A 20,895-nucleotide genomic window follows, 5' to 3' on the forward strand; every position below is an offset into this window, starting at 1 on the left:
GATGATCGACCGGCGCGATGAAACCCCGCGACGGGAAGCCAGTCTGGATCAGACCCCGTCGCGGCGATCAAGAAGGAGCGCGCGCTGCATGAGTGCGAGTGTACTACCGGACACAAGCCTCCGACGGTCGGGTTGGTTCGCAGATCAGTCCGGAAGTCGCCTGAGCTCGACGAGCGTGAGGCCGAGAGCGTCGAATCGGGCCAACATTCCGCGGAGGGCGGTCTCGTCGTCCAACGGACCGAACAGGCGGGTGTAGGGCTGCGGAATCGAGGAGACGGCCAGGTCCGGGAACGCGGCCATCGCGCGTTCGGACAACGAACCTTCGACGACGAATTCGTAACGGACCCCTCCTGGATAGGCGTCGGCCTGCTGCGCCATGGTGCCGCTCCTTCTCGGATCCGCACTTCGAGTGTCGCTTCCCAGAATGCCTGGTAGCGGGGGTCGAGTCATCACCCGCAGATGGTGATAAGCGGCTTCGCCGCACGTGCGCGCGAATGTATAGCCCGCTGTACATTCGCGCGCACGAGCTACAGCAAACCCAGCTCGTGCGCGGCAGCGATCGCGTCCCGCCGCGACCGCACCTCGAGCTTGCGATAGATGCCGCGCAGGTGCGTCTTGATGGTGTTGACCGAGACGAAGTGGTCCGACGCTATCTGCTCGGCGGTCCGCCACGACGGAAGTTCCCGCAGGAGTTCGAGTTCGCGCGGAGTGAGCGTCGTCGACGACCTGGGTTTGACGTCGGGGTGCCGGTGCGGAATGGCGGTGCGGGCCGCGTCGGCGAACGGCTCGAGTCGACCGAACCGGCCGTGGTTGCGCGTCAGGACGTCGCGCACGTTCTGCCCGGCCTCGGCGAACGGGCGCAGAATCCGTTCCGGCTCCGCCAGCGCGAGCGCGCGCGTGGCGAGCTGGAACGACTTCGTCGGATTACGGCGGGTGAGCGCGATCGACGACGCCGCGAGCAACGCTCGGATCAGGGTGACGGGACTGACGCATCGTCGTGAGCCGTCGACGACCGCGGCGAGCTCGGATTCGGCAGCATCGAGTCGGCCCGCACGGCGATGGACGTCGGCAGCAAGGAGAGAGACCTCGCCGGTCCGGCCGAGCCGCCTCGACGTCACGCCGACGAGTTCCGTCGCCCACAGCAACTCGCCCGCCGCGAAGTATTTCTGCTGCACGATCGGAACGAGTAGTGCTTCGAGTCCCGGGATGACAGGCCGTTCGTACTCGATCCATTCCCGTCCGACCTTCGGGACACCGTGCGCATCGGTACGGGTTCCGAGCGCACTCGCGGCACGGCGACCGTACTCGGCGACAGCAGGCTCCGTCGCGAGACCGATGGTGGCCCACAGCGTCGTCGAATGCGTGACGGCGTCCATCCGCAGATGCGCGACGACGGCTGCGAGCGACAGTGCTGCGTCGGCGATCTCGGTGTCGGCGATCCCATGACGGCGTGCATGGTCGACGGCGGCGCGGGAGCCCCGCAGCGCGTCGTCGAGGTGGCCCCCCAGCAGTTCGACGGCGGCCGCGGCGGTCATGCACATCAGCGCAGTCCGGTGCAGCCGTCCCGCGCGGGCGTTGGCGGTGGCGTCGGACAACAGCTTTCGTGCCTCGGACGTTCGCCCGAGATACATTCGCGCGATGCCCGCGGTCGCCAGTGTGAAGGCGTCGAGGCCTGGGTCGTCCGCCCGTCCGATGTCGAGCATCTCGAGCTTGTCGAGTGCAGCACGGATGTTCCCGGTCTGCATCGCAGCCTGCACCTCGAGAGTGCGATGCAGCAGCTCCGAACGGTCGTCGACGCGGCCGTCGGTGGCCTGGCCGCGCAGTGCCGCGAGGGTCGACATCGCAGGCGCGGTGTCACCGACCGTCAGATGTGCTGCGGCACCGAGCAATCGACCGTACGCCGATTCCGCGACGGCGCCTGGCCCGTGATCGAGTGCCCGCAGGATGACGTCGGAATGCCCTTCGAGGACGAGATCGAGCCCGGACGTCGTCAACGTCGCGACGACCGCCGGCCCGTCGCCCGAATGCATGCTGTGTTCCAATGCCTGCAGTGGCTGTTTCGACGCGGTGAACCATTGCGATGCAACGGTTTCGAGATTCCTGACCTGTTCGACGCCCCATCGATACATCTCGGCGCGCAGGTACTCGCGCATGAGGGGGTGATAGCGGTAGGTCGGTGTCGGCCCCGGAGTCTCCTCGATGAGGAAGTTGCGTGCCAACAGCATGTTCAGTGTCTGCCGGACCTCGAGGCTGCCGGTCAGTTGTTCCGCGAGATCGACGGTGAACCACGCGGGAACCGATGTCTCGACGAGGAACCGGCGGACCGCGGGCGTCAGGCCTTCGAGAACCTCGCTGACGAGATAGTCCGCGACGCTGTGCTGCGAGCCGGTGAACCGATCGACCGTCGAACCGGGGTCGGGGCTGTCGGCGAGTGTCATCGCGGCCATCCGGAGGCCGGCGGCCCATCCCTGCGTTCGTTCGATCACTGCGTCGAAAGCATTGCTGCTCAACAGGATTCCTGCATCCGCGAACATCGTGTCGGCTTCGGCTCTCGTGAAGGCGATGTCGACCGAACCGATGTCGCGCACACGTCCGTCGAGTCTGAGCTTCTGCAGAGCGAGCGGCGGCTCGTATCGGCCCGCGACGACCGTGCGCAGTCCGCGGGGCGGCCAGTGCAGGAAGTTGCCCAGTGCAACGAGAACGTCGGGGTCGTGCAGAAGATGAGCGTCGTCGAGAACGAGCACGACCGGGACGTCGACGCCGTCGAGCGCAGCGAACAGCAGTGCGCTGAAGTCGTCGTACCCGGGTTCGCCCGGTGCGGGTAGTTCCGCAACGGCATCGGCGACCCGACTCGATCCGCTCTGCATCAACGCCGACACCACGCACGATCGGAGAGTCGCGAGTGAATTGTCCGTCTCGTCGACGGACACCCACGCGACGGCCGTGTCCGTGGCGGCGGGAGCGCCGGTCAACCAGTCGACGAGCAGCGTCGTCTTGCCGGAACCCGCTGGTGCCGTGAGCAACGTGACCGTGCCCGGCTCCGCGACGGCGACGTCCAGTGACTCGATCAACCTGCCGCGACGGATGGTGGCCCCGGGACGCGCGGGGACCCGGCATCGTAGATGCGGCACAGCACAAGGCAACGCGGTCATCCGATCGACCCTCCCGACGGTATGGCGCACGCGGGCCGATGGAGTGCCGATGGCCCGACACGGTGAGCTTGGTCCGTACCTCGTTGGCGGACCCGCCAATAGTATTACCGTTCAGTCGGATTCGGGTCGGTGAACCGAGAAGGTCTTCCGGCACCGATTGTTTCGAGCCGTCGGGTGGGAGTGGCCGTCGGGAAACGTACGTCTTATCGGCCTGGGGGTTCTGATTCCGGGCCTCGATCGAACCGCTCGTGCTGTTTCCGTGCGGAGTCGAGATCGTCGATTCTGGTGAGCCACTGGTTCGATGCGACGCCGGGGCCGTCTTCCGACCCTACCGCGCAGTGGGCGAGCAGTTCGTACCCGAGGCGATCGACGTCGACGTGCCGTCCCCACCGCGCTTCCGTCCAGCGACGGTCGTTGTGCGCGGCTTCCGCCCCCGCGAGCGCCGAGTTGATCAATTCGAACTGCAGATCGCGGCGAAGTTCCATGCACACCGGATCCGACGGACGCGACGTCGACAGGCACTGCGTGAGACGACGGGACAGTTCGAGCACCCGCCCGTCGGACCACCCGAGTGCGCGTCGGAAAGCATGTCTCTGCGCTCCCCACAGCGCAGCGAACGCGACGGCGACGCCCAGGAACGTCTCGACGATTCGGTCCGCGACGACGGCACCTGTCGAGAAGTCCGGGTGCGACAGCGTGCCGATCGTCAGTGCGAGCGGCGTGATGAACACGACGGCGAGGCCGTAGTTGCGAGGCACCGACACCTCGATGAAGAACTGCAGTGCCATCACGACCAGGATGACCCCGGCGCCGTGAACCGGCGCGAGTTGCAGCCCGGCGAACACCGCGACGCCGAGCACGGTGCCACCCAGCCGCAGGAGACCGCGGTAGCTGCCGTGGATCCTGTCCGGACCTTGTTGCAGAACGAGAACAGCGCCGAGTACCGCCCAGTCCGGCCTCGGCAATCCCAGCGCGACGGCCGATCCACCGGCGACGACGGCAGCGCCGAACACCCGGACCGACGTGGCGACGGCGTGAGATCGACGGTCGAGCGACCGTGCCAGGCGGTAGCGGACGCTCGGGCGGTCGAGCGGAAGTGTGTCGCTCACGGGCTCGAACACCGTGTCGGAGCTGCTGCCCGCCCGCAGCGCCGCAGCGAATCGGTGGTGGGCGTCGAACAGCGTCTCGACGAGGGCGGGTCGCGGCGATCGGCCGGGAAGCCCGGCGTCGTAGACCGCCTTCCAGGCCGTGTGCAACCGAGAGCCGGCGATTCTTCTGGCGCTCGGATCCTCCAGGTAACTGTCGACGGCGGTGACCGCCGCTGCGACGGCCTGTTGCTCGGGCGCACGAGGTGACCACAGCATGGCCGTCATCGAGACGACGGCGGCGGTGACGGCGCCTGCTGCCGCCCAGGCTGCTGCCGTCGTCGGCGATATGTGGGCGCTCGGGAGATACGACGACACCGCGCACACCAGGACGAAGAAGAATGCGCCCGGGATCCCGATGCGCAGCGCAGCCACGACGTAGACGGCGATCGCTGCGACGAGCGACAGCACGAGAACCGGAACCATAGCGACCTCGACCGTTCCGGCGGACGCGCCGACGAACACCGACGTGACCAGCGCGGCTCCCGCCGTCGACACGACCCGCCACCTGGCTCGATACGGTTTGCCCTCGCCGTAGATCACCGCAAAGCTCCCGGCGACGACCAGAAGTACCGCGTCGTGGTGACCGAGAAGCCACGCGATCGACGCCGGAATCCCGAAGGCCACCGCGGCCCTGACGCCACCCGGCCATTTGCGTCCGGCCGACGGCAGACCGAACAGCATGCGCCGCGCACTGGGCCGCGGAGGCAGTGTCAGACCGTTCACTCGAACACATGCTAGAGCCCAGGCGAACAGGGATGTCCCAGGTAGCGACCATCACCCTCGGCACGCCCACCGGTAAGGTGTTCGTCGATCACTGCCTTGAACCAGCGATAACAGCGGAGGTACACACGCGTGGCTCTCATCGTCCAGAAGTACGGTGGATCGTCGGTGGCTACCGCCGAACGCATCCGACGCGTTGCTGAACGAATCGTCGAGACCAAGAAGGCGGGCAACGACGTCGTAGTCGTCGTCTCCGCCATGGGTGATACCACCGACGAACTCCTCGACCTGGCCGAACAGGTCTGCCCGGCGCCCCCGGCGCGCGAGATGGACATGCTGCTGACGTCGGGTGAGCGGATTTCCAACGCCCTCGTCGCCATGGCGATCCATTCGCTCGGCGCCGAAGCGCGATCCTTCACCGGTTCCCAGGCGGGCGTCGTCACCACCAGCGTGCACGGCAACGCCAAGATCATCGACGTCACCCCGGGCCGCGTCCGCGACGCGCTCGACGAGGGATCGATCGTGCTCGTCGCCGGCTTCCAGGGCGTCAGCCAGGACAGCAAGGACGTCACGACGCTCGGACGCGGCGGCTCGGACACGACGGCCGTCGCCCTGGCCGCGGCGTTGAACGCCGACGTCTGCGAGATCTACACCGACGTCGACGGCATCTTCACCGCCGATCCGCGCATCGTTCCCAACGCTCGCCACCTCGACACCGTCTCGTTCGAGGAGATGCTGGAGATGGCTGCGTGCGGAGCGAAGGTGCTCATGCTGCGCTGCGTCGAGTACGCGCGTCGTTACAACGTTCCCGTACACGTTCGCTCGTCGTACACCACGAAACCCGGAACCGTCGTTTCCGGATCTATGGAGGACATTCCAGTGGAAGAAGCCATTCTCACCGGCGTCGCGCACGATCGAAGCGAAGCCAAGGTCACCGTCGTCGGCATCCCCGACTCCCCGGGCTACGCGGCCAAGATCTTCCGTGCCGTCGCCGACTCCGAGATCAACATCGACATGGTGCTGCAGGGTGTCTCCAAGGTCGACACCGGCAAGACCGACATCACCTTCACCTGCCCGAAGGCCGACGGCCCCACGGCCGTCGAGAAGCTGACGAAGCTGCAGTCCGAGATCGGCTTCGCACAGGTGCTCTACGACGATCACATCGGCAAGGTGTCGCTCGTCGGCGCAGGCATGAAGAGCCACCCAGGCGTCACCGCGACGTTCTGCGAGTCGCTCGCCGCCGCAGGCGTCAACATCGATCTCATCAGCACGTCGGAGATCCGAATCTCCGTGCTGGTCAGCGATACTCAGCTCGACGACGCAGTCCGCGTACTGCACGAGGCATTCGATCTCGGCGCCGAGGAAGAAGCCGTCGTACACGGAGGTACAGGACGATGACAGTAGTTGCAGTCGTAGGCGCGACCGGCCAGGTCGGTGCCGTCATGCGCACCCTGTTGGAGGAGCGCAACTTCCCGGCCGACACCGTGCGTTTCTTCGCGTCAGCGCGTTCGGCGGGCAAGAAGCTGCCGTTCCGCGGCGAGGAGATCATCGTCGAGGACGCGTCGACCGCGGACCTCAGCGGCATCGACATCGCTCTGTTCTCGGCGGGCGCCACGCTGTCTCGCGAGCAGGCACCGCGCTTCGCCGAGGCAGGCGCCGTCGTCATCGACAACTCGTCGGCCTTCCGCAAGGACCCCGAGGTTCCCCTCGTCGTCAGCGAAGTGAACCCGCAGGACGCGAAGAACCCGCCCAAGGGCATCATCGCCAACCCGAACTGCACCACGATGGCCGCGATGCCGGTGCTCAAGGTGCTGCACGACGAGGCAGGCCTGCAGCGTCTGATCGTCTCCAGCTACCAGGCCGTCTCCGGTAGCGGACTCGCAGGCGTCGAGGAACTCGCGACGCAGGCACGTGCCGTCATCGGTGACGCGGAAAAGCTGGTGCACGACGGAAGCGCAGTCGACTTCCCGGCACCGAACAAGTACGTCGCGCCGATCGCGTTCAACGTCCTGCCGTTGGCCGGATCGCTCGTCGACGACGGTAGCGGCGAGACCGACGAGGACCAGAAGCTGCGCAACGAGTCGCGCAAGATCCTCGGGCTGCCCGACCTGCTGGTCAGCGGAACGTGTGTGCGTGTTCCGGTCTTCACCGGCCATTCGCTGTCGATCAACGCGGAGTTCGGCAGCCCGCTGTCGGTCGAGCGTGCGCGCGAGCTGCTGGCGTCGGCGCCCGGTGTTTCTCTCGTCGACGTTCCGACGCCGCTCGAGGCTGCGGGCAAGGATGCGTCGCTCGTCGGCCGAATCCGTCAGGACCCGGGTGTCCCCGAGGGCCGCGGACTCGCGCTCTTCGTTTCCGGCGACAACCTGCGCAAGGGTGCTGCTCTGAACACCATCCAGATCGCGGAGTTGCTGGTCTAGACGGCTTCGCCGCTCGTGAGCAGAAATGTGTAGTGGGCTACGCATTTCTGCTCACGAGCGCCGCCAGGCGCCTATTGTGGTCGCCATAGGGGGTGCGTGTGGACGGTATTTCGCGCAGAACTGCTCTCCGCCTGGCCGCGTTCGGCACTGCCGCGGCCCTGGTCCCGGCCGTTCGAAGTGCCGGAGCTCAGGACATCTTCAGCGGCCACAGCCCGCTGCTGTTCCATTCCCCGCCGCTGCGGCCCTTCGCCGACGAGCTGCCCCGGCTCCCCGTCGTCAGCGGGACGACTCTCGCACTCGACGCGCACAGCAGCGCCCACTCCTTCCATGCCGATCTGCCGCCGGCCCCGACCTTCGGGTACGGCGGACTCGACTATCTGGGCCCGACCGTCGAGAGTGTCCACGGGCAGCCCTGGACGCTGCAGTACACCAACACGACGCAGGGCAATCCGCATGCCGCGGACATGGATATGTCGCTGCACGCGATGAGCGAGCACGACCGACACATGACGCCGACGTCGCTGCACCTGCACGGCAACATCACCCCGCCTGCCAGCGACGGACACTCCGAGATGCTGGTCTATCCGGGAGTATCGCTGACACAGAGCTTTCCGGGGCTGAACGAGGCGGCCGGATTGTGGTACCACGATCACGCGATGTCGATCACGCGCATCAACGTCTACGCCGGTCTCGCGGGCATGCATCTCGTTCGAGACCGATACGACACCGGCGGGCCGGACAATGCGCTCGGGTTGCCGTCGGGTGAGTTCGAGATACCTCTGATACTGCAGGAAAAGATCATGAATCCCGACGGGAGCATGAGCATTCGAACCAACGTCACTGTGCCACAGGGGAGATGGGAAGGCGGCGGCACCGGAGACGTCGGCGTCGTCAACGGAAAGATCTGGCCGACGGTGGAAGTCGCGCGCGGGTTGTACAGGTTGCGAATCGTCAATGCCGGGTCGTATTCGGTGTGGAATCTGTTCCTGTCCAACAGGCTTCGGTTCTGGGTGATCGGAAACGATGCCGGATTGCTCGACGCGCCCGTCCTGACCGACAGCGTTCGACTGGCGCCGGCGGAACGCGTCGACGTGCTCGTGGATTTCGGAGCTCTGCAGCCGGGCGAGGTCGTCGAGCTGCGCAACGACGAGCCGCCGCCCGCGCAGGCCGCGTCGCTGGGTGCGGTGCCGATGCCGCTGTTCTGTCAGTTCAGGGTGGCGTCCGGCCGAGGGTTCGTCGGTGACGTCATGACGATGTACCGCGGCGGCAAGGGGCAACCGGCGCTGCTGCCGCCACCTCCGACGCCGACGGTGCAGCGCACGGTGACCGTCAATCAACCGTCGACCGGGTTGTCGCTCGAGACGCCGATGATGAACCTGAACAACCTGTTCTACGACTCGCCGGACATCGAAATGCCTGCTCAGGGCACCGTCGAACAGTGGAACATCGTCAACACGACGGTCGAGCCGCATCCGATCCATCTGCATCTGGTGCACTTCCGGACGGTGGGCAGGGCGCCGATCGACCTGAACGCGTACACCCGGGACAATCCGCGACCGAACGTCGGCGTCAGGTGGGCGCCCGACGTCGAGCGATACATGACGGGTCCGCTGGCGCCACCCGCGGCATGGGAGGCGGGGGCGAAGGACACCGTCAACACGTATCCGGGCACGGTGACGCGGATACTGGTGCGCTTCCCGACGGCCGACGAGCTCGGATTCGACCCGGACGCAACGTTTTCCGCGCCGACGGGTGGGCATGAGACGGGTGGGCACGACATGGGCGCCCATTCGAGTGGAGACGGTGAGTTGCAGGGCTACATGTGGCACTGCCACATGCTGGACCACGAGGACCACGAGATGATGCAGCGCTTTCGGGTCGTGCGCTGACGCACCCGTGCGTGCTTGGTTGCACCCTGGGCCAACTATCCGCGCACGGGTGGCGCAGCCGCACTAAAAAGCAGTCTGGACTGTTTGTTGCTTTCGCGTTATCGTCGTTCCTGTGACCCACAGCACCGAAGCGCCTCCGCGGCGCACCCAGGCGGAACGCGCGGCAGGCACGCAGGCCAAACTGCTCGACGCCGCGATCGACTGCCTCGTCGAGCTGGGCTTCGCGAAGACCAGCACCCAGGAGATCGCCCGACGCGCAGGCGTGTCCCGCGGCGCTCAACTGCACCACTTTCCGACGAAGGAAGCGCTGGTCACCGCCGCGGTCGGCCACCTCGTCGACAAGCGACTCGCCGAAATTCTCGCGACCGAACCGGATCCTGAACGCGGCCTCGAGGTGCTGAGCGACGCGTTCTCCGGCCCGCTTTTCTACGCGGCGCTCGAACTGTGGGTCGCAGCGCGAACCGATCCGGCGCTGCACGCGGCGATGGTGCCGCTCGAACGCCGCGTCTCCGACGCCATCATGGGCGGCGCGACAGCGATCATGGGCAGCCGTATGAGCCGGGAATCGATCGAACTCAGTGTCGAGTTGGCCCGCGGACTTGCCGTGTCCGCTCTGTTCCGAACGCCCGAATCCGACGCCACTCTACGTGCCCGGCTTCTGCCGGCATGGGAAGACAAGGTGATGCAGTGACTGCAATCGAAGGAATGTTGCCGGAGTCGGTCCAGGTACTCGTCGTGGGTGCCGGATTCGCCGGAATCGCCGCTGCAGCACGAATTCTCGACGACGACCCGAGCGCGGACATCCTCGTCATCGAGCGTGCCGACGATGTCGGTGGTACGTGGCGCGACAACACCTATCCGGGGTGCGCGTGCGATGTCCCGACGTCGTTGTACTCGTTCTCGTTTGCTCCGAGCCCCGACTGGACCCACACGTTCGCCCGTCAGCCGGAGATCTACCGGTACCTGCGCGGCGTCGTCGACTCGCTGGGACTGCGGCGACGCATCGTCACGGGATGTGAACTGCTCTCGGCGACATGGGATTCGACCACGCAGCGGTGGATCGCGGAAACGTCGCACGGAACGGTCACGGCCGCGGTTCTCGTCGCCGCCACGGGCGCACTGTCGACACCGAAATTTCCGAACGTGCCCGGCATCGAGAGGTTCACCGGCACGATGTTCCATTCGGCGACATGGAATCACGAGCACGATCTGACGGGTCGCCGTGTCGCGGTGATCGGCACCGGGGCGTCGGCGGTGCAGTTCGTGCCCGAAATCGTCGATCGCGCACAGCGTCTCACGGTGTTCCAGCGCACGCCCGCGTGGGTCGTCCCGCGTCTGGACCGTACGCTCGGCAGGCTGGAAAAAGCGCTGTACCGACGCTTCCCGGCAACGCAGAAGGCGGTTCGCGGCGCGATCTACGGATATCGCGAGGCCTACGTCAGTGCCCTGGCGCACCACCCGGGCATCCTTCCGCTGGTCTCGAACGTCGCCAAGATGCATCTGCGCAGGCAGGTCAAGAACCCGGTCAAACGCGCCGCGCTGACACCGGACTTCATGATCGGCTGCAAACGTATGCTGCTGTCCAACGATTGGCTGTCGACGCTGGACCGCGACGACGTCGACCTCGTCGACAGTGGCCTCGCCGCCATCGGGGAGAACTCGGTGACCGACGCGCGAGGCAACGAGTACGACATCGACACCATCATCTTCGCGACCGGGTTCACTCCGACCGAACCGCCTGTGTCGCACACGCTTCGAGGCGCCGACGGCCGTACGCTCGCCGAGGTCTGGGGTGGCAGCCCGAACGCCTACCGCGGAACGACCGTACACGGGTTCCCGAACCTGTTCCTCATGTACGGACCCAACACCAACCTGGGACACAGCTCCATCGTCTACATGCTCGAGTCTCAAGCCAACTACCTGGTGTCGGCGCTGCAGCAGATGCGTCGCCACGACATCGCGGTCATCGACGTCATGAAACAGTCGCAGGCGCAGTACAACTCGTGGATTCACGACTCACTGTCCGGAACCGTGTGGAACGCGGGCGGGTGCTCGAGCTGGTACCTCGACTCGGAGGGCCGTAACCCGGTGATGTGGCCGACCTACACGTTCACCTTCCGCAACTCGACCCGCACGTTCGACGTCGACGAGTACACAACGATCCCCGCCTCGAAAGGTGCGACGGTATGAGCGATTACGACGTTCTGATCATCGGATCCGGTTTCGGCGGAAGCGTCGCGGCGCTGCGTGCGACCGAGAAGGGCTATCGTGTCGGCGTTCTCGAATCGGGCCGACGGTTCGCCGACGACGAGTTGCCGAAAACAAGCTGGCGTCTTCGGAAGTACCTCTGGGCGCCCGCCCTCGGCTGCTACGGCGTGCAGCGGATCCACCTGCTGCCGGATGTGCTGGTCATGGCGGGAGCCGGCGTCGGCGGCGGTTCGCTGAACTACGCGAACACGCTGTACCAGCCGCCGAAACGGTTCTTCGAGGACCCGCAGTGGGGCCACATCACCGACTGGCAGCGCGAACTGGCGCCGTACTACGACCAGGCCAAGCGCATGCTCGGCGTCACGACCAATCCGACGATCACGCGGTCGGACAAGGTCATGAAAGAGGTGGCCGAGGACATGGGCGTCGGCGACACGTTCACCAGCACGCCGGTCGGTGTGTTCTTCGGCGACGCGGGCAAGACGTCGCCCGATCCGTTCTTCGGCGGTGTCGGCCCGACGCGGACCGGGTGCACCGAGTGCGGTTCGTGCATGACGGGATGCCGCGTCGGCGCGAAGAACACGCTCGTCAAGAATTATCTCTACCTCGCCGAACAGGCCGGGGCAGAGGTGCATCCGCTGACGACGGTCACCGCCGTCAGGCCGGCAGCGAACGGCGGCTACGAGGTCGTGACGCGTCGTACCGGCGGCAAGGTGCGTCGAGCGGAGAAGGTGCTGACGGCCGACCAGGTCGTGTTCGCGGCCGGCACCTACGGCACGCAGAAGCTCTTGTTGGCCATGAAGGAAACGGGACAGCTGCCGCGTCTGTCCGATCGCATCGGCAGTCTCGTCCGCACCAACTCCGAGGCTGTGCTCGCTGCAACCGCGCGCGGACGCGACGTCGACTACACCGAGGGTGTGGCGATCACGTCGTCGTTCCATCCCGACGATCACACGCACATCGAGCCGGTGCGATACGGCAAGGGCAGCAACGCGATCGGACTTCTCCAGACCGTCCTGAGCGACGGCGGCGGAAAGACGCCACGAATTCTCAAGACGCTCGGCGTCGCGCTGCGGCATCCCGGCGCCGCAGTCCGTAGCCTGTCGGTGCGCCGATGGTCAGAACGCACCGTCATCGCACTCGTCATGCAGACCGACGACAACTCGCTCGAACTCGGCTCGAAGAAGGGCTGGTTCGGTCGGCGTCTGACGAGCCGACCGGGTGCGGGAGATCCGCCGCCGCAGTGGATTCCTCAGGGCCACGAAGCAATTCGACTGCTCGCCGACAAGATCGACGGTGATCCGGGTGGGTCGATCGCCGAGATCGTGAACATCCCGATGACGGCCCATTTCCTGGGCGGGTGTGCGATCGGGGATTCCGCCGAGCGTGGCGTCGTCGACGCCTACCACCGCGTGTACGGCTACGAGGGGCTCCATGTCGTCGACGGGTCGGCGGTCAGTGCGAATCTCGGTGTCAATCCGTCGCTGACGATCACGGCGCAGGCCGAGCGTGCGATGGGGCTGTGGCCGAACAAGGGCGAGCAGGATGCGCGTCCTGCCGTCGGGACGCCGTACCGCGAGGTCGCCCCGACGGCGCCGACGCGGCCCGTCGTGCCGGCTGCCGCACCGGGTGCGCTGAGACTCCCACTGCTGCAAGGAGGCTCGTCATGTGGAGCGTGATCGAGTCCGAAGCCGACCACGGCGACTGGCCCGACAGTCCGCCGCCGCCGTGGCCTGCGGAAGTTCGGGCGACGATCTGGTGGCATCGCGCAACCGCCGCGGGACGGGAACTGCTGCCCGAGGCGTCGCTGCCGGTGACGGTCGCGATGGTCGTGGACTACGCGAGTTCGCCCGTCGGCCCCTACCGCGAAATCCTCGCGAGCCCGACGCTGCGACGCCCGGGCGGTGGGCACGGGAAGCTTCCTCGGTTGGCGGTGCCGTTCATCGCCGTCGACTCCGATCGCTCCGTGCACGGCGGCAGAACGCACTGGCAACTGCCGAAGGTCCTCGCTGATTTCGACGGTGACGTGCTGGGGGAGTCGCGCGCCGAGGGGCCGGACTGGTCGGTGGCCACCACGGCGTCGGGACGCGGCCCGACTTTCCCGATGAAGGGCGGAATCGGGTTCTCGCAACCCGTCGACGAGGAGTTCCTGATCGCGGGCTCCCGACTGACCGGCAAGGCGCGGCTGTGCCGCGTGACGGTCGACGCGCAGGGCCCGACGCTGGGCTCGTGGCTGAAGTCGGGCACGCATCTGGGCCTGCAGATCGTGTCGGGGAAGATGACGACAGGCCCATCGCGCCTGGTCACGGTCCCGGAGGACTAGCAGGCTCCCCGCTTTCTTGACTAATTCCAGAAAAGCGGCATACTCGAATGCATGCCCAAGGACGACGTGACCACGGATCCGGCCGCGCTGCTGCGCAGCGTCGGTCTCCGTGTCACCGGTCCGCGTGTGGCAGTCCTGAATGCAGTCGCAGCCCGGCCGCATTCGGATGCCGACGACGTGGCAGCGGTGGTACGGGCCGAAACCGGTTCGGTGTCGACGCAGGCGGTCTACGACGTGCTCCGCGCGTGTGTGAAAGCCGGTCTGTTGCGACGCATCGAGCCGGCCGGATCTCCTGCGCTGTACGAGACCCGGATAGGCGACAACCATCACCACCTCGTGTGTAGAAGTTGTCAGAAAGTGGTCGACGTCGATTGCGCGATCGGCGCGGCGCCGTGCCTCGACCCGTCGGATTCCCAGGGATTCGTCGTCGAGGAAGCCGAAATCGTGTTCTGGGGGCTGTGTTCCGAGTGTGTCTCGGCAGCGCGTGCTTCCGCAGCGAACGTTTCGGTTACCGGTACCCCGTAGTTCCATGCACTGTTCTTGCCTTCCGAGCCAGCCCCTCGGAAGGCGCCCAGCCAACCGACCAGGAGGCATGCAGACATGACCAACCCCACGACCACCAACTCCGGCATTCCGGTTCCCAGCGACGACCAGTCGCTGACCGCAGGCACGCAGGGGCCGATTCTGCTCCACGATCACTACCTGATCGAGAAGATGGCGCAGTTCAACCGTGAGCGTGTGCCCGAGCGAGTGGTGCACGCCAAGGGTTCGGGCGCGTTCGGCGTTCTCGAGATCACCGAGGACATCTCGCAGTACACGAAGGCCGCGGCCCTGCAGAAGGGTGTGACGACCGAGGCGCTGGCACGGTTCTCGACGGTGGCAGGCGAGCAGGGTAGCCCCGACACCTGGCGTGACCCAAGGGGTTTCGCGCTCAAGTTCTACACCACCGAGGGCAACTGGGACCTCGTCGGCAACAACACGCCGGTGTTCTTCGTCAAGGACCCCATCAAGTTCCAGGACTTCATCCGGAGCCAGAAGCGCATGCCCGACTCCGGTCTGCGCGACCACAACATGCAGTGGGACTTCTGGACGCTCTCTCCCGAATCGGCGCACCAGGTGACGTGGCTGATGGGTGATCGCGGTATCCCGCGCAGCTACCGTCACATGGACGGATTCGGTTCGCACACATACCAGTTCATCAACGCATCCGACGAGCGTTTCTGGGTCAAGTTCCACTTCAAGACCAACCAGGGCATCGACTACCTGACGCAGGAGAAGGCCGACGAGCTGGCGGGTACGTCGCCCGACAACCACCGTCAGGATCTGTTCGGCGCCATCAAGGAAGGCAACTTCCCGAGCTGGGACTTCTACATCCAGGTCATGCCGTACGACGACGCGGAGAACTACCGGTACAACCCCTTCGATCTGACGAAGGTCTGGTCGCAGAAGGACTACCCGAAGATCAAGGTCGGCAAGCTGACGCTGAACCGCAACCCGGAGAACTTCCACGCGCAGATCGAGCAGAGCTCGTTCGAGCCGTCGAACCTCGTGCCAGGCATCGCTGCCAGCCCCGACAAGATGCTGCTCGGCCGGATCTTCTCCTACGCCGACGCGCACCGATACCGCATCGGAACCAACTACGCGCAGCTGCCGGTCAACGCGCCGAAGTCGCCGGTGAACACCTACTCGAAGGAGGGGTCGATGCGATACGCGTTCAACTCTCCCGAGACGCCGGTCTACGCGCCGAACTCGTACGGCGGGCCTCACGCCGACAGCGCGAAGTACGGCAACGACGGATCCTGGGACTTCGAACCGCGGTTCGTGCGCACCGGGTACGTCGAACACCCCGAGGACGGCGATTTCGTCCAGGCGGGCATCCTCGTTCGCGAGGTCATGGACGACGCGCAACGAGAACGCCTGGCGTCGAACATCATCGGACACGCACTCAACGGAGTGACCGAGCCGGTTCTGCAGCGGGTCTTCGAATACTGGCGGAACGTCGACGCCGATCTCGGCAAGAAGGTCGAGGAGGGTGTCCGCGCAGGGCAGTCCGACGCGGCCCCCACCACGAGCCAGTCGCCTACCACCCCCGGTGACGAAGCCGAAAAAGTATGATCCTCTCACCAACAGGAGGTAAGAGATGACCAACCCCATCACCAGCACCCTCGACGCCGGACAGCAGAAAATTGCCGGAGATGCCTTGCAGGGCACCGTCGTCGACCTGATCGATCTCTCGCTCATCGCCAAGCAGGCGCACTGGAACGTGATCGGAAAGAACTTCCGATCCGTGCACCTCGCGCTCGACGAGTTGGTCACTGCGGCACGTGATTTCACCGACGAGGCAGCCGAGCGCGCCACCGCGATCGGTGTCAGTCCGGACGGCCGCTCCGAGACGGTGTCGGCAACCGCAGGCACCAAGGGCTTCGGCACCGGATGGACGAAGGACGACGAGGTAACCGCCGCCGTCGTCGACAACCTCGCTGCCGTCGTCGATCGGCTGCGTGGACGCATCGCCGACACCGAGGCCGCGGATCCGGTGACGCAGGACCTGCTCATCGCCATCACCGCTCGCCTCGAGCAGCTGCACTGGATGTGGCAGGCGCAGGTCTGACCTGTCGTTTCACGGTAGAAGGGGACTCCTCGTTCGAGGGGTCCCCTTCGCTGATTTGTTTCGTGGAACAAACCGGTGGGTAGTTCGGTGCCATGACTTCACGTCCCGGCGCAGTTCTGTTCGACATCGACGGCACACTCGTGGACTCCAACTACGTGCACGTCGACACGTGGTCGAGGGCGTTCGCGGACGCGGGTATGGCCGTACCGTCCTGGAGGATCCACCGATGCATCGGTATGGACGGAGACAAGCTGCTCGAAGCGTTGGTCGGGGCGTCCGACAGCGCCGTGGCGCTCGAGGCGAAGGACCTGCACAGCGACTACTACAGCGAGGCCAGCGGCCGTCTGCAGATTCTTCCCGGTGCGCGCGAACTGCTGCAGCGGATCGAGGACGAGGGACTGACCGTCGTGCTCGCGACGTCGGCACCCGAATCGGAGCTCGCGACACTGCGTGACCTTCTCGATGTCGAGGACATCGTGTCCGTGGTGACGTCGTCCGAGGATGCCGAGGACGCGAAGCCGAGCCCGGAACTCGTCGACGTTGCGTTGCAGCGCGCGGGGGTTTCGGCCGAGAACGCAATCCTGGTCGGCGACAGCGTGTGGGACATGAAAGCGTCTCGCGCGGCGGGTGTCACATGTCTCGCGGTCCGGTGCGGTGGTGTCCCCGACGCCGAATTGCGCGCTGCCGGAGCAGAAGACGTGTACGACGACCCCGCCGATCTGATCGAGAAGTTGAGCGACAGCCCCATCGGGAGACTGATCGACGCATGAGTCGTCAGCAGGGCTACACAGGCATCGAGAACTACGCGGCAATCGGGGACGGGCGCACCGTCGCGATGATCGCCGACGACGGCCGAATCGACTGGCTTCCACTTCCCAACCTCGATTCGCCTCCCCCGTTCGCGGCCCTGCTCGATGCCGAGCACGGCGGCTGTTTCGCGTTGGCGCCGGCGGAGGACTTCACCGTCGAACGTGATTTCGTCGACGGCACCAACGTGTTGTCGACAATCTACACGACTCGCAGCGGATCGGTGCGCGTCCTCGATTCGCTCAATACCGGTGTGGCAGGACGTCTTCCGTGGGTCGAGCTGGCTCGTCGGATCGACGGGATCGACGGAGCGGTCGAGATGCGGTGGCGCGCGGCTCCGGGCACGATGATGGGAATGACGTCGCCGTGGGCGTACGACACCGCCTACGGGACGGTACTCCGCGCGGACGGCGTGACGATGGCGATGCGAACACTGAACGCCGACGACGTGACCATCGAATCGCAGAGCGTCGGAGGCACTTTCACCACCTCGCCGGACTCACGGCATCTCGTCGGGCTCGTCGCAACCGAGAACGAGCCGCTGCACCTGCCCGAACCGGTCAAGGTCGCCGAGCGCGTGGATCGGACCATCGGCAACTGGCGCGTCTGGTCCGAGGAATTCTCTTACGACGGGCCGTGGACCGAACACGTCGAACGAAGTGCTCTCGCCCTGAAACTGTTGCTGCACGCGCCGTCCGGGGCTATCGCAGCTGCGGCGACGACGTCGCTCCCGGAGAACAGGACCGGAGGCAAGAACTGGGACTACCGCTATGCCTGGGTGCGCGACACCGCGTACACGATCCGCGCGATGTTGAGATTCGGGATGCGCGAAGAAGTGCACGGTGCGGTCGCGTGGCTGCTCAAGGTGATACGTGCCAACGACCCCCTCGTCGGCGTGTTCTACACCCTCGGCGGAGACGCCCCTGGCGGAACGGAGATGCCGGACATCCCCGGATGGCGCGGAATCGGACCCGTCGTGAACGGCAACCGAGCTGCCGGCCAGTTGCAGCTGGGCATTTTCGGTGATCTGTTCTCCATCGTTCGCCTCTACGTCGACGGCGGCAACATTCTCGACGCCGACACCGGACGCCTGTTGGCGACCATCGCCGACGAGGCGTGCGACTCGTGGCAGCGTCGAGACGCGGGAATCTGGGAGCTCGAGGAGGAACACCACTACACCAACTCCAAGCTCGGATGCTGGCAGGCGCTCGACTGCGCTGTGCACCTCGCCGAGCTGGGTCAGATCCCCGGCGTGCCGGACCGGTGGCGGGCGGAGAAGGAACGCATCCGAGATTTCATCGAGAACGAGTGTTGGTCGGACGAGCGGCAGGCGTACATGGCCTACCCGGGCTCGAACAGTCTCGACGCATCCGTCCTCCTTGCGGCAGAGATGAATTACGACCGCGGCGAACGCCTGTCGTCGACCATCGACGCGCTCGGCGACGAACTCGGGGTCGGCCCGCTGCTCTATCGCTACAGCGGCGTCGACAAGGAAGAGGCCACCTTCGTCGCGTGCGCGTTCTGGCGAGTGTCCGCGTTGTCGTGCGTCGGCCGCGACGACGAGGCGAAGGCATTGATGGATCAGCTGGTCGAGCTGTCCAACGACGTCGGTCTGTACAGCGAGATGATCGATGCTTCGGATGGGTCGTTCCTGGGTAACTTCCCGCAAGGGCTCAGCCACCTCGCACTCGTGAACGCAGCGCTGACCATCGCGCACGAGCACGACGCAAGTTCGAACTAGCTACTTTTCGATCGGAGCAGAGAATCTGATGGACCTGGGTATCGAAGGACGGACCGCGCTCGTCACCGGCGCCGATTCCGGAATCGGTTGGCACACTGCGAAATTACTTCTCGAAGAAGGCGCCACCGTCGTCATGAGCGATCGTGATCCGAACAAACTGGAGGAAGCGAAGAACGAACTCGACGCGCCCGAAGGTCGCTTGTTCGCCTTCCCGGCAGACGTGACCAAGACCGCCGAGGTCGAGGACCTGGCGGCGAACGTGCAGAAAGCCGTCGGCGACATCGACATTCTGGTGCAATCGTCGGGAGTCACCGGCGCACAAGGACTGTTCCACGAAATCGACGAAGAGGGGTGGGCCAGCACCATCGACATCGACCTCATGGGGCCGGTGAGGTTGCTGCGCGCGTTCCTTCCCGCGTTGCGACGCGGCGGCTGGGGCCGCATCGTGCTGCTCACGTCCGAGGACGCCGTGCAGCCGTACGACGACGAATTGCCCTACTGCGCAGCCAAAGCCGGCGTACTTGCGCTGTCGAAGGGACTCTCGCGCAGTTACGCGTCGGAAGGATTGCTCGTCAACGCCGTGTCACCGGCGTTCATTCACACGCCGATGACCGACGCGATGATGGACAAGCGGGCCGAGGAAGAAGGCACCGACCGGAAGGGCGCCATCGAGGGCTTCCTCGCCGAAGAACGCCCGTTCATGGAATTGGGCCGACGCGGCGAGCCCGACGAAGTGGCATCCGTCGTCGTGTTCCTGTGTTCCGATCGCGCGAGTTTCGTCAACGGTTCGAACTACCGGGTCGACTCCGGTTCCGTAGCAACGATTTAGGAGAGACGTGTCATGACCAATTTCGGCTACACACTGATGACCGAGCAGGCCGGGCCCAAAGATCTGGTGAAGTACGCCGTCGAAGCCGAGAACGTCGGTTTCGACTTCGAGGTCGCCAGCGACCACTACTCGCCGTGGCTGTCCTCGATGGGGCACGCGCCCTATGTCTGGACCACGCTGGGAGCCGTCGCGCAGGCCACCGAACGCGTCGAACTGATGACGTACGTGACGTGCCCGATCATCCGCTATCACCCAGCCGTCGTCGCCCAGAAGGCTGCGACACTGCAGATCCTCGCCGACGGCCGCTTCACGCTCGGCCTCGGCACGGGTGAGAACCTCAACGAGCACGTCGTCGGTGAGGGATGGCCGTCCATCGACAAGCGTCAGGACATGTTCGTCGAGGCGCTGGAGATCATCGAAAAGCTTCACGCCGGCGGCCTCGTCACCTACGAGGGAAAGCACTTCCGCGTCGACTCCGCCCGGATCTGGGACCTGCCGGAGAACGGCGTTCCCATCGGCATCGCGGTGTCCGGTGAGAAGTCGATCGAGCGGTTCGCGGCCTACGCCGACCACCTCATCGCCGTCGAGCCGAACCCCGATCTGGTCAAGGGTTGGGCCGATCACCACGACGGGCCGTCGCGCACGATCGGTCAGATTCCGATCTCGTGGGACCCGGACAAGGACGCGGCCATCGAACGGGCGCACGACAAGTTCCGCTGGTTCGCCGGTGGATGGGCCGTCAACGCCGACCTGCCAACGACCGCAGGATTTGCAGGGGCGACGCAGTTCGTCCGCAAGGAAGACGTGGCCGAGACCATCCCGTGTGGTCCGGATCTGGACGCCATCGTCGACGCGGTCAAGCCGTACTGGGAGGCGGGGTTCACCGACATCGCGCTCGTACAGGTCGGCGGGGAGACGCAGGAGCGGTTCCTGGCCGAGGCGGCAGGGCCGCTGCTCGAGAAGCTGCGTAACGCGTCGGCATAGCTGCACGTGCGTGCAGCGGAGTAGCCCCCGTGCGTGCGAATGTATAGCCCTCTATACATTCGCACG

At 65.8% G+C, this 20,895-nt stretch carries 17 protein-coding genes; 14 read left to right on the forward strand and 3 right to left on the reverse strand.

The genetic code is table 11. The features are described from left to right. Positions 1-144 precede the first annotated feature (144 nt). The 3 genes from DK926_RS11055 to DK926_RS11065 form a co-directional block, all read right to left on the reverse strand. Positions 145-378, reverse strand: a complete 234-nt coding sequence (locus DK926_RS11055) for a hypothetical protein (protein WP_068423492.1) — start codon at positions 376-378, stop codon at positions 145-147. A 149-nt stretch (positions 379-527) separates the two neighbouring features. Further along, positions 528-3,152, reverse strand: coding sequence for a LuxR C-terminal-related transcriptional regulator (locus DK926_RS11060; RefSeq protein WP_114330437.1), 2,625 nt, complete (start codon positions 3,150-3,152; stop codon positions 528-530). Between the two features lie 203 nt (positions 3,153-3,355). Continuing rightward, positions 3,356-5,023 (reverse strand): FUSC family protein, encoded by a 1,668-nt coding sequence (locus DK926_RS11065; protein ID WP_125833397.1) that lies wholly within the window; start codon positions 5,021-5,023, stop codon positions 3,356-3,358. A gap of 129 nt (positions 5,024-5,152) precedes the next feature. Between DK926_RS11065 and DK926_RS11070 the strand changes: the two genes are divergently transcribed. From DK926_RS11070 to DK926_RS11135, 14 genes are all read left to right on the forward strand, one after another. Further along, positions 5,153-6,418 (forward strand): aspartate kinase, encoded by a 1,266-nt coding sequence (locus tag DK926_RS11070; RefSeq protein WP_068426679.1) that lies wholly within the window; start codon positions 5,153-5,155, stop codon positions 6,416-6,418. Further along, positions 6,415-7,437: an aspartate-semialdehyde dehydrogenase gene (locus tag DK926_RS11075; RefSeq protein ID WP_068426676.1), complete on the forward strand. Its 1,023-nt coding sequence runs from the start codon at positions 6,415-6,417 to the stop codon at positions 7,435-7,437. Before DK926_RS11070 ends, DK926_RS11075 begins: the two co-directional genes overlap by 4 nt. Positions 7,438-7,535: 98 nt before the next feature. Continuing rightward, positions 7,536-9,326, forward strand: coding sequence for a multicopper oxidase domain-containing protein (locus DK926_RS11080; RefSeq protein WP_114330439.1), 1,791 nt, complete (start codon positions 7,536-7,538; stop codon positions 9,324-9,326). A gap of 112 nt (positions 9,327-9,438) precedes the next feature. Continuing rightward, positions 9,439-10,017, forward strand: a complete 579-nt coding sequence (locus tag DK926_RS11085) for a TetR/AcrR family transcriptional regulator (protein WP_114330440.1) — start codon at positions 9,439-9,441, stop codon at positions 10,015-10,017. 14 nt (positions 10,018-10,031) lie between these two features. Continuing rightward, complete coding sequence (locus DK926_RS11090) at positions 10,032-11,516, forward strand: NAD(P)/FAD-dependent oxidoreductase (RefSeq protein WP_114330441.1); 1,485 nt, start codon at positions 10,032-10,034, stop codon at positions 11,514-11,516. Beyond that, entirely contained in the window at positions 11,513-13,213 is a 1,701-nt protein-coding gene (locus DK926_RS11095) for a GMC family oxidoreductase (RefSeq protein WP_114330442.1), read from the forward strand. Before DK926_RS11090 ends, DK926_RS11095 begins: the two co-directional genes overlap by 4 nt. Beyond that, positions 13,201-13,857, forward strand: a complete 657-nt coding sequence (locus tag DK926_RS11100; RefSeq protein WP_068426661.1) for an acetoacetate decarboxylase family protein — start codon at positions 13,201-13,203, stop codon at positions 13,855-13,857. Before DK926_RS11095 ends, DK926_RS11100 begins: the two co-directional genes overlap by 13 nt. Before the next feature lie 51 nt (positions 13,858-13,908). Then, complete coding sequence (locus DK926_RS11105) at positions 13,909-14,382, forward strand: Fur family transcriptional regulator (RefSeq protein WP_068426659.1); 474 nt, start codon at positions 13,909-13,911, stop codon at positions 14,380-14,382. A 75-nt stretch (positions 14,383-14,457) separates the two neighbouring features. After that, positions 14,458-15,972, forward strand: coding sequence for a catalase (locus DK926_RS11110; protein WP_114330443.1), 1,515 nt, complete (start codon positions 14,458-14,460; stop codon positions 15,970-15,972). A gap of 25 nt (positions 15,973-15,997) precedes the next feature. Then, positions 15,998-16,468, forward strand: a complete 471-nt coding sequence (locus tag DK926_RS11115; RefSeq protein ID WP_068426653.1) for a DNA starvation/stationary phase protection protein — start codon at positions 15,998-16,000, stop codon at positions 16,466-16,468. Between the two features lie 92 nt (positions 16,469-16,560). Beyond that, the gene (locus DK926_RS11120; protein ID WP_068426652.1) at positions 16,561-17,238 is read left to right on the forward strand and encodes an HAD family hydrolase; all 678 of its coding nucleotides are present in this window, start codon (positions 16,561-16,563) and stop codon (positions 17,236-17,238) included. Next, the gene (locus DK926_RS11125; protein WP_114330444.1) at positions 17,235-19,016 is read left to right on the forward strand and encodes a glycoside hydrolase family 15 protein; all 1,782 of its coding nucleotides are present in this window, start codon (positions 17,235-17,237) and stop codon (positions 19,014-19,016) included. Before DK926_RS11120 ends, DK926_RS11125 begins: the two co-directional genes overlap by 4 nt. Before the next feature lie 28 nt (positions 19,017-19,044). Further along, positions 19,045-19,845, forward strand: a complete 801-nt coding sequence (locus DK926_RS11130; protein WP_114330445.1) for an SDR family oxidoreductase — start codon at positions 19,045-19,047, stop codon at positions 19,843-19,845. Between the two features lie 12 nt (positions 19,846-19,857). Beyond that, positions 19,858-20,829, forward strand: coding sequence for an LLM class F420-dependent oxidoreductase (locus DK926_RS11135; protein ID WP_114330446.1), 972 nt, complete (start codon positions 19,858-19,860; stop codon positions 20,827-20,829). Positions 20,830-20,895 lie beyond the last annotated feature (66 nt).

The sequence above is a fragment of the Rhodococcus sp. Eu-32 genome, from assembly GCF_003336925.1.
GTDB classification, from domain to species: domain Bacteria; phylum Actinomycetota; class Actinomycetes; order Mycobacteriales; family Mycobacteriaceae; genus Rhodococcoides; species Rhodococcoides kyotonensis_B.

Excerpts from the sequence above, each read along its gene's own strand:
- DK926_RS11055 (WP_068423492.1), bottom strand. The coding sequence starts at position 378 with ATGGCGCAGCAGGCCGACGCCTATCCAGGAGGGGTCCGTTACGAATTC.
- DK926_RS11060 (WP_114330437.1), bottom strand. The coding sequence starts at position 3,152 with ATGACCGCGTTGCCTTGTGCTGTGCCGCATCTACGATGCCGGGTCCCC.
- DK926_RS11075 (WP_068426676.1), top strand. The coding sequence starts at position 6,415 with ATGACAGTAGTTGCAGTCGTAGGCGCGACCGGCCAGGTCGGTGCCGTC.
- DK926_RS11090 (WP_114330441.1), top strand. The coding sequence starts at position 10,032 with ATGTTGCCGGAGTCGGTCCAGGTACTCGTCGTGGGTGCCGGATTCGCC.
- DK926_RS11095 (WP_114330442.1), top strand. The coding sequence starts at position 11,513 with ATGAGCGATTACGACGTTCTGATCATCGGATCCGGTTTCGGCGGAAGC.
- DK926_RS11100 (WP_068426661.1), top strand. The coding sequence starts at position 13,201 with ATGTGGAGCGTGATCGAGTCCGAAGCCGACCACGGCGACTGGCCCGAC.
- DK926_RS11105 (WP_068426659.1), top strand. The coding sequence starts at position 13,909 with ATGCCCAAGGACGACGTGACCACGGATCCGGCCGCGCTGCTGCGCAGC.
- DK926_RS11110 (WP_114330443.1), top strand. The coding sequence starts at position 14,458 with ATGACCAACCCCACGACCACCAACTCCGGCATTCCGGTTCCCAGCGAC.
- DK926_RS11115 (WP_068426653.1), top strand. The coding sequence starts at position 15,998 with ATGACCAACCCCATCACCAGCACCCTCGACGCCGGACAGCAGAAAATT.
- DK926_RS11120 (WP_068426652.1), top strand. The coding sequence starts at position 16,561 with ATGACTTCACGTCCCGGCGCAGTTCTGTTCGACATCGACGGCACACTC.
- DK926_RS11125 (WP_114330444.1), top strand. The coding sequence starts at position 17,235 with ATGAGTCGTCAGCAGGGCTACACAGGCATCGAGAACTACGCGGCAATC.
- DK926_RS11130 (WP_114330445.1), top strand. The coding sequence starts at position 19,045 with ATGGACCTGGGTATCGAAGGACGGACCGCGCTCGTCACCGGCGCCGAT.
- DK926_RS11135 (WP_114330446.1), top strand. The coding sequence starts at position 19,858 with ATGACCAATTTCGGCTACACACTGATGACCGAGCAGGCCGGGCCCAAA.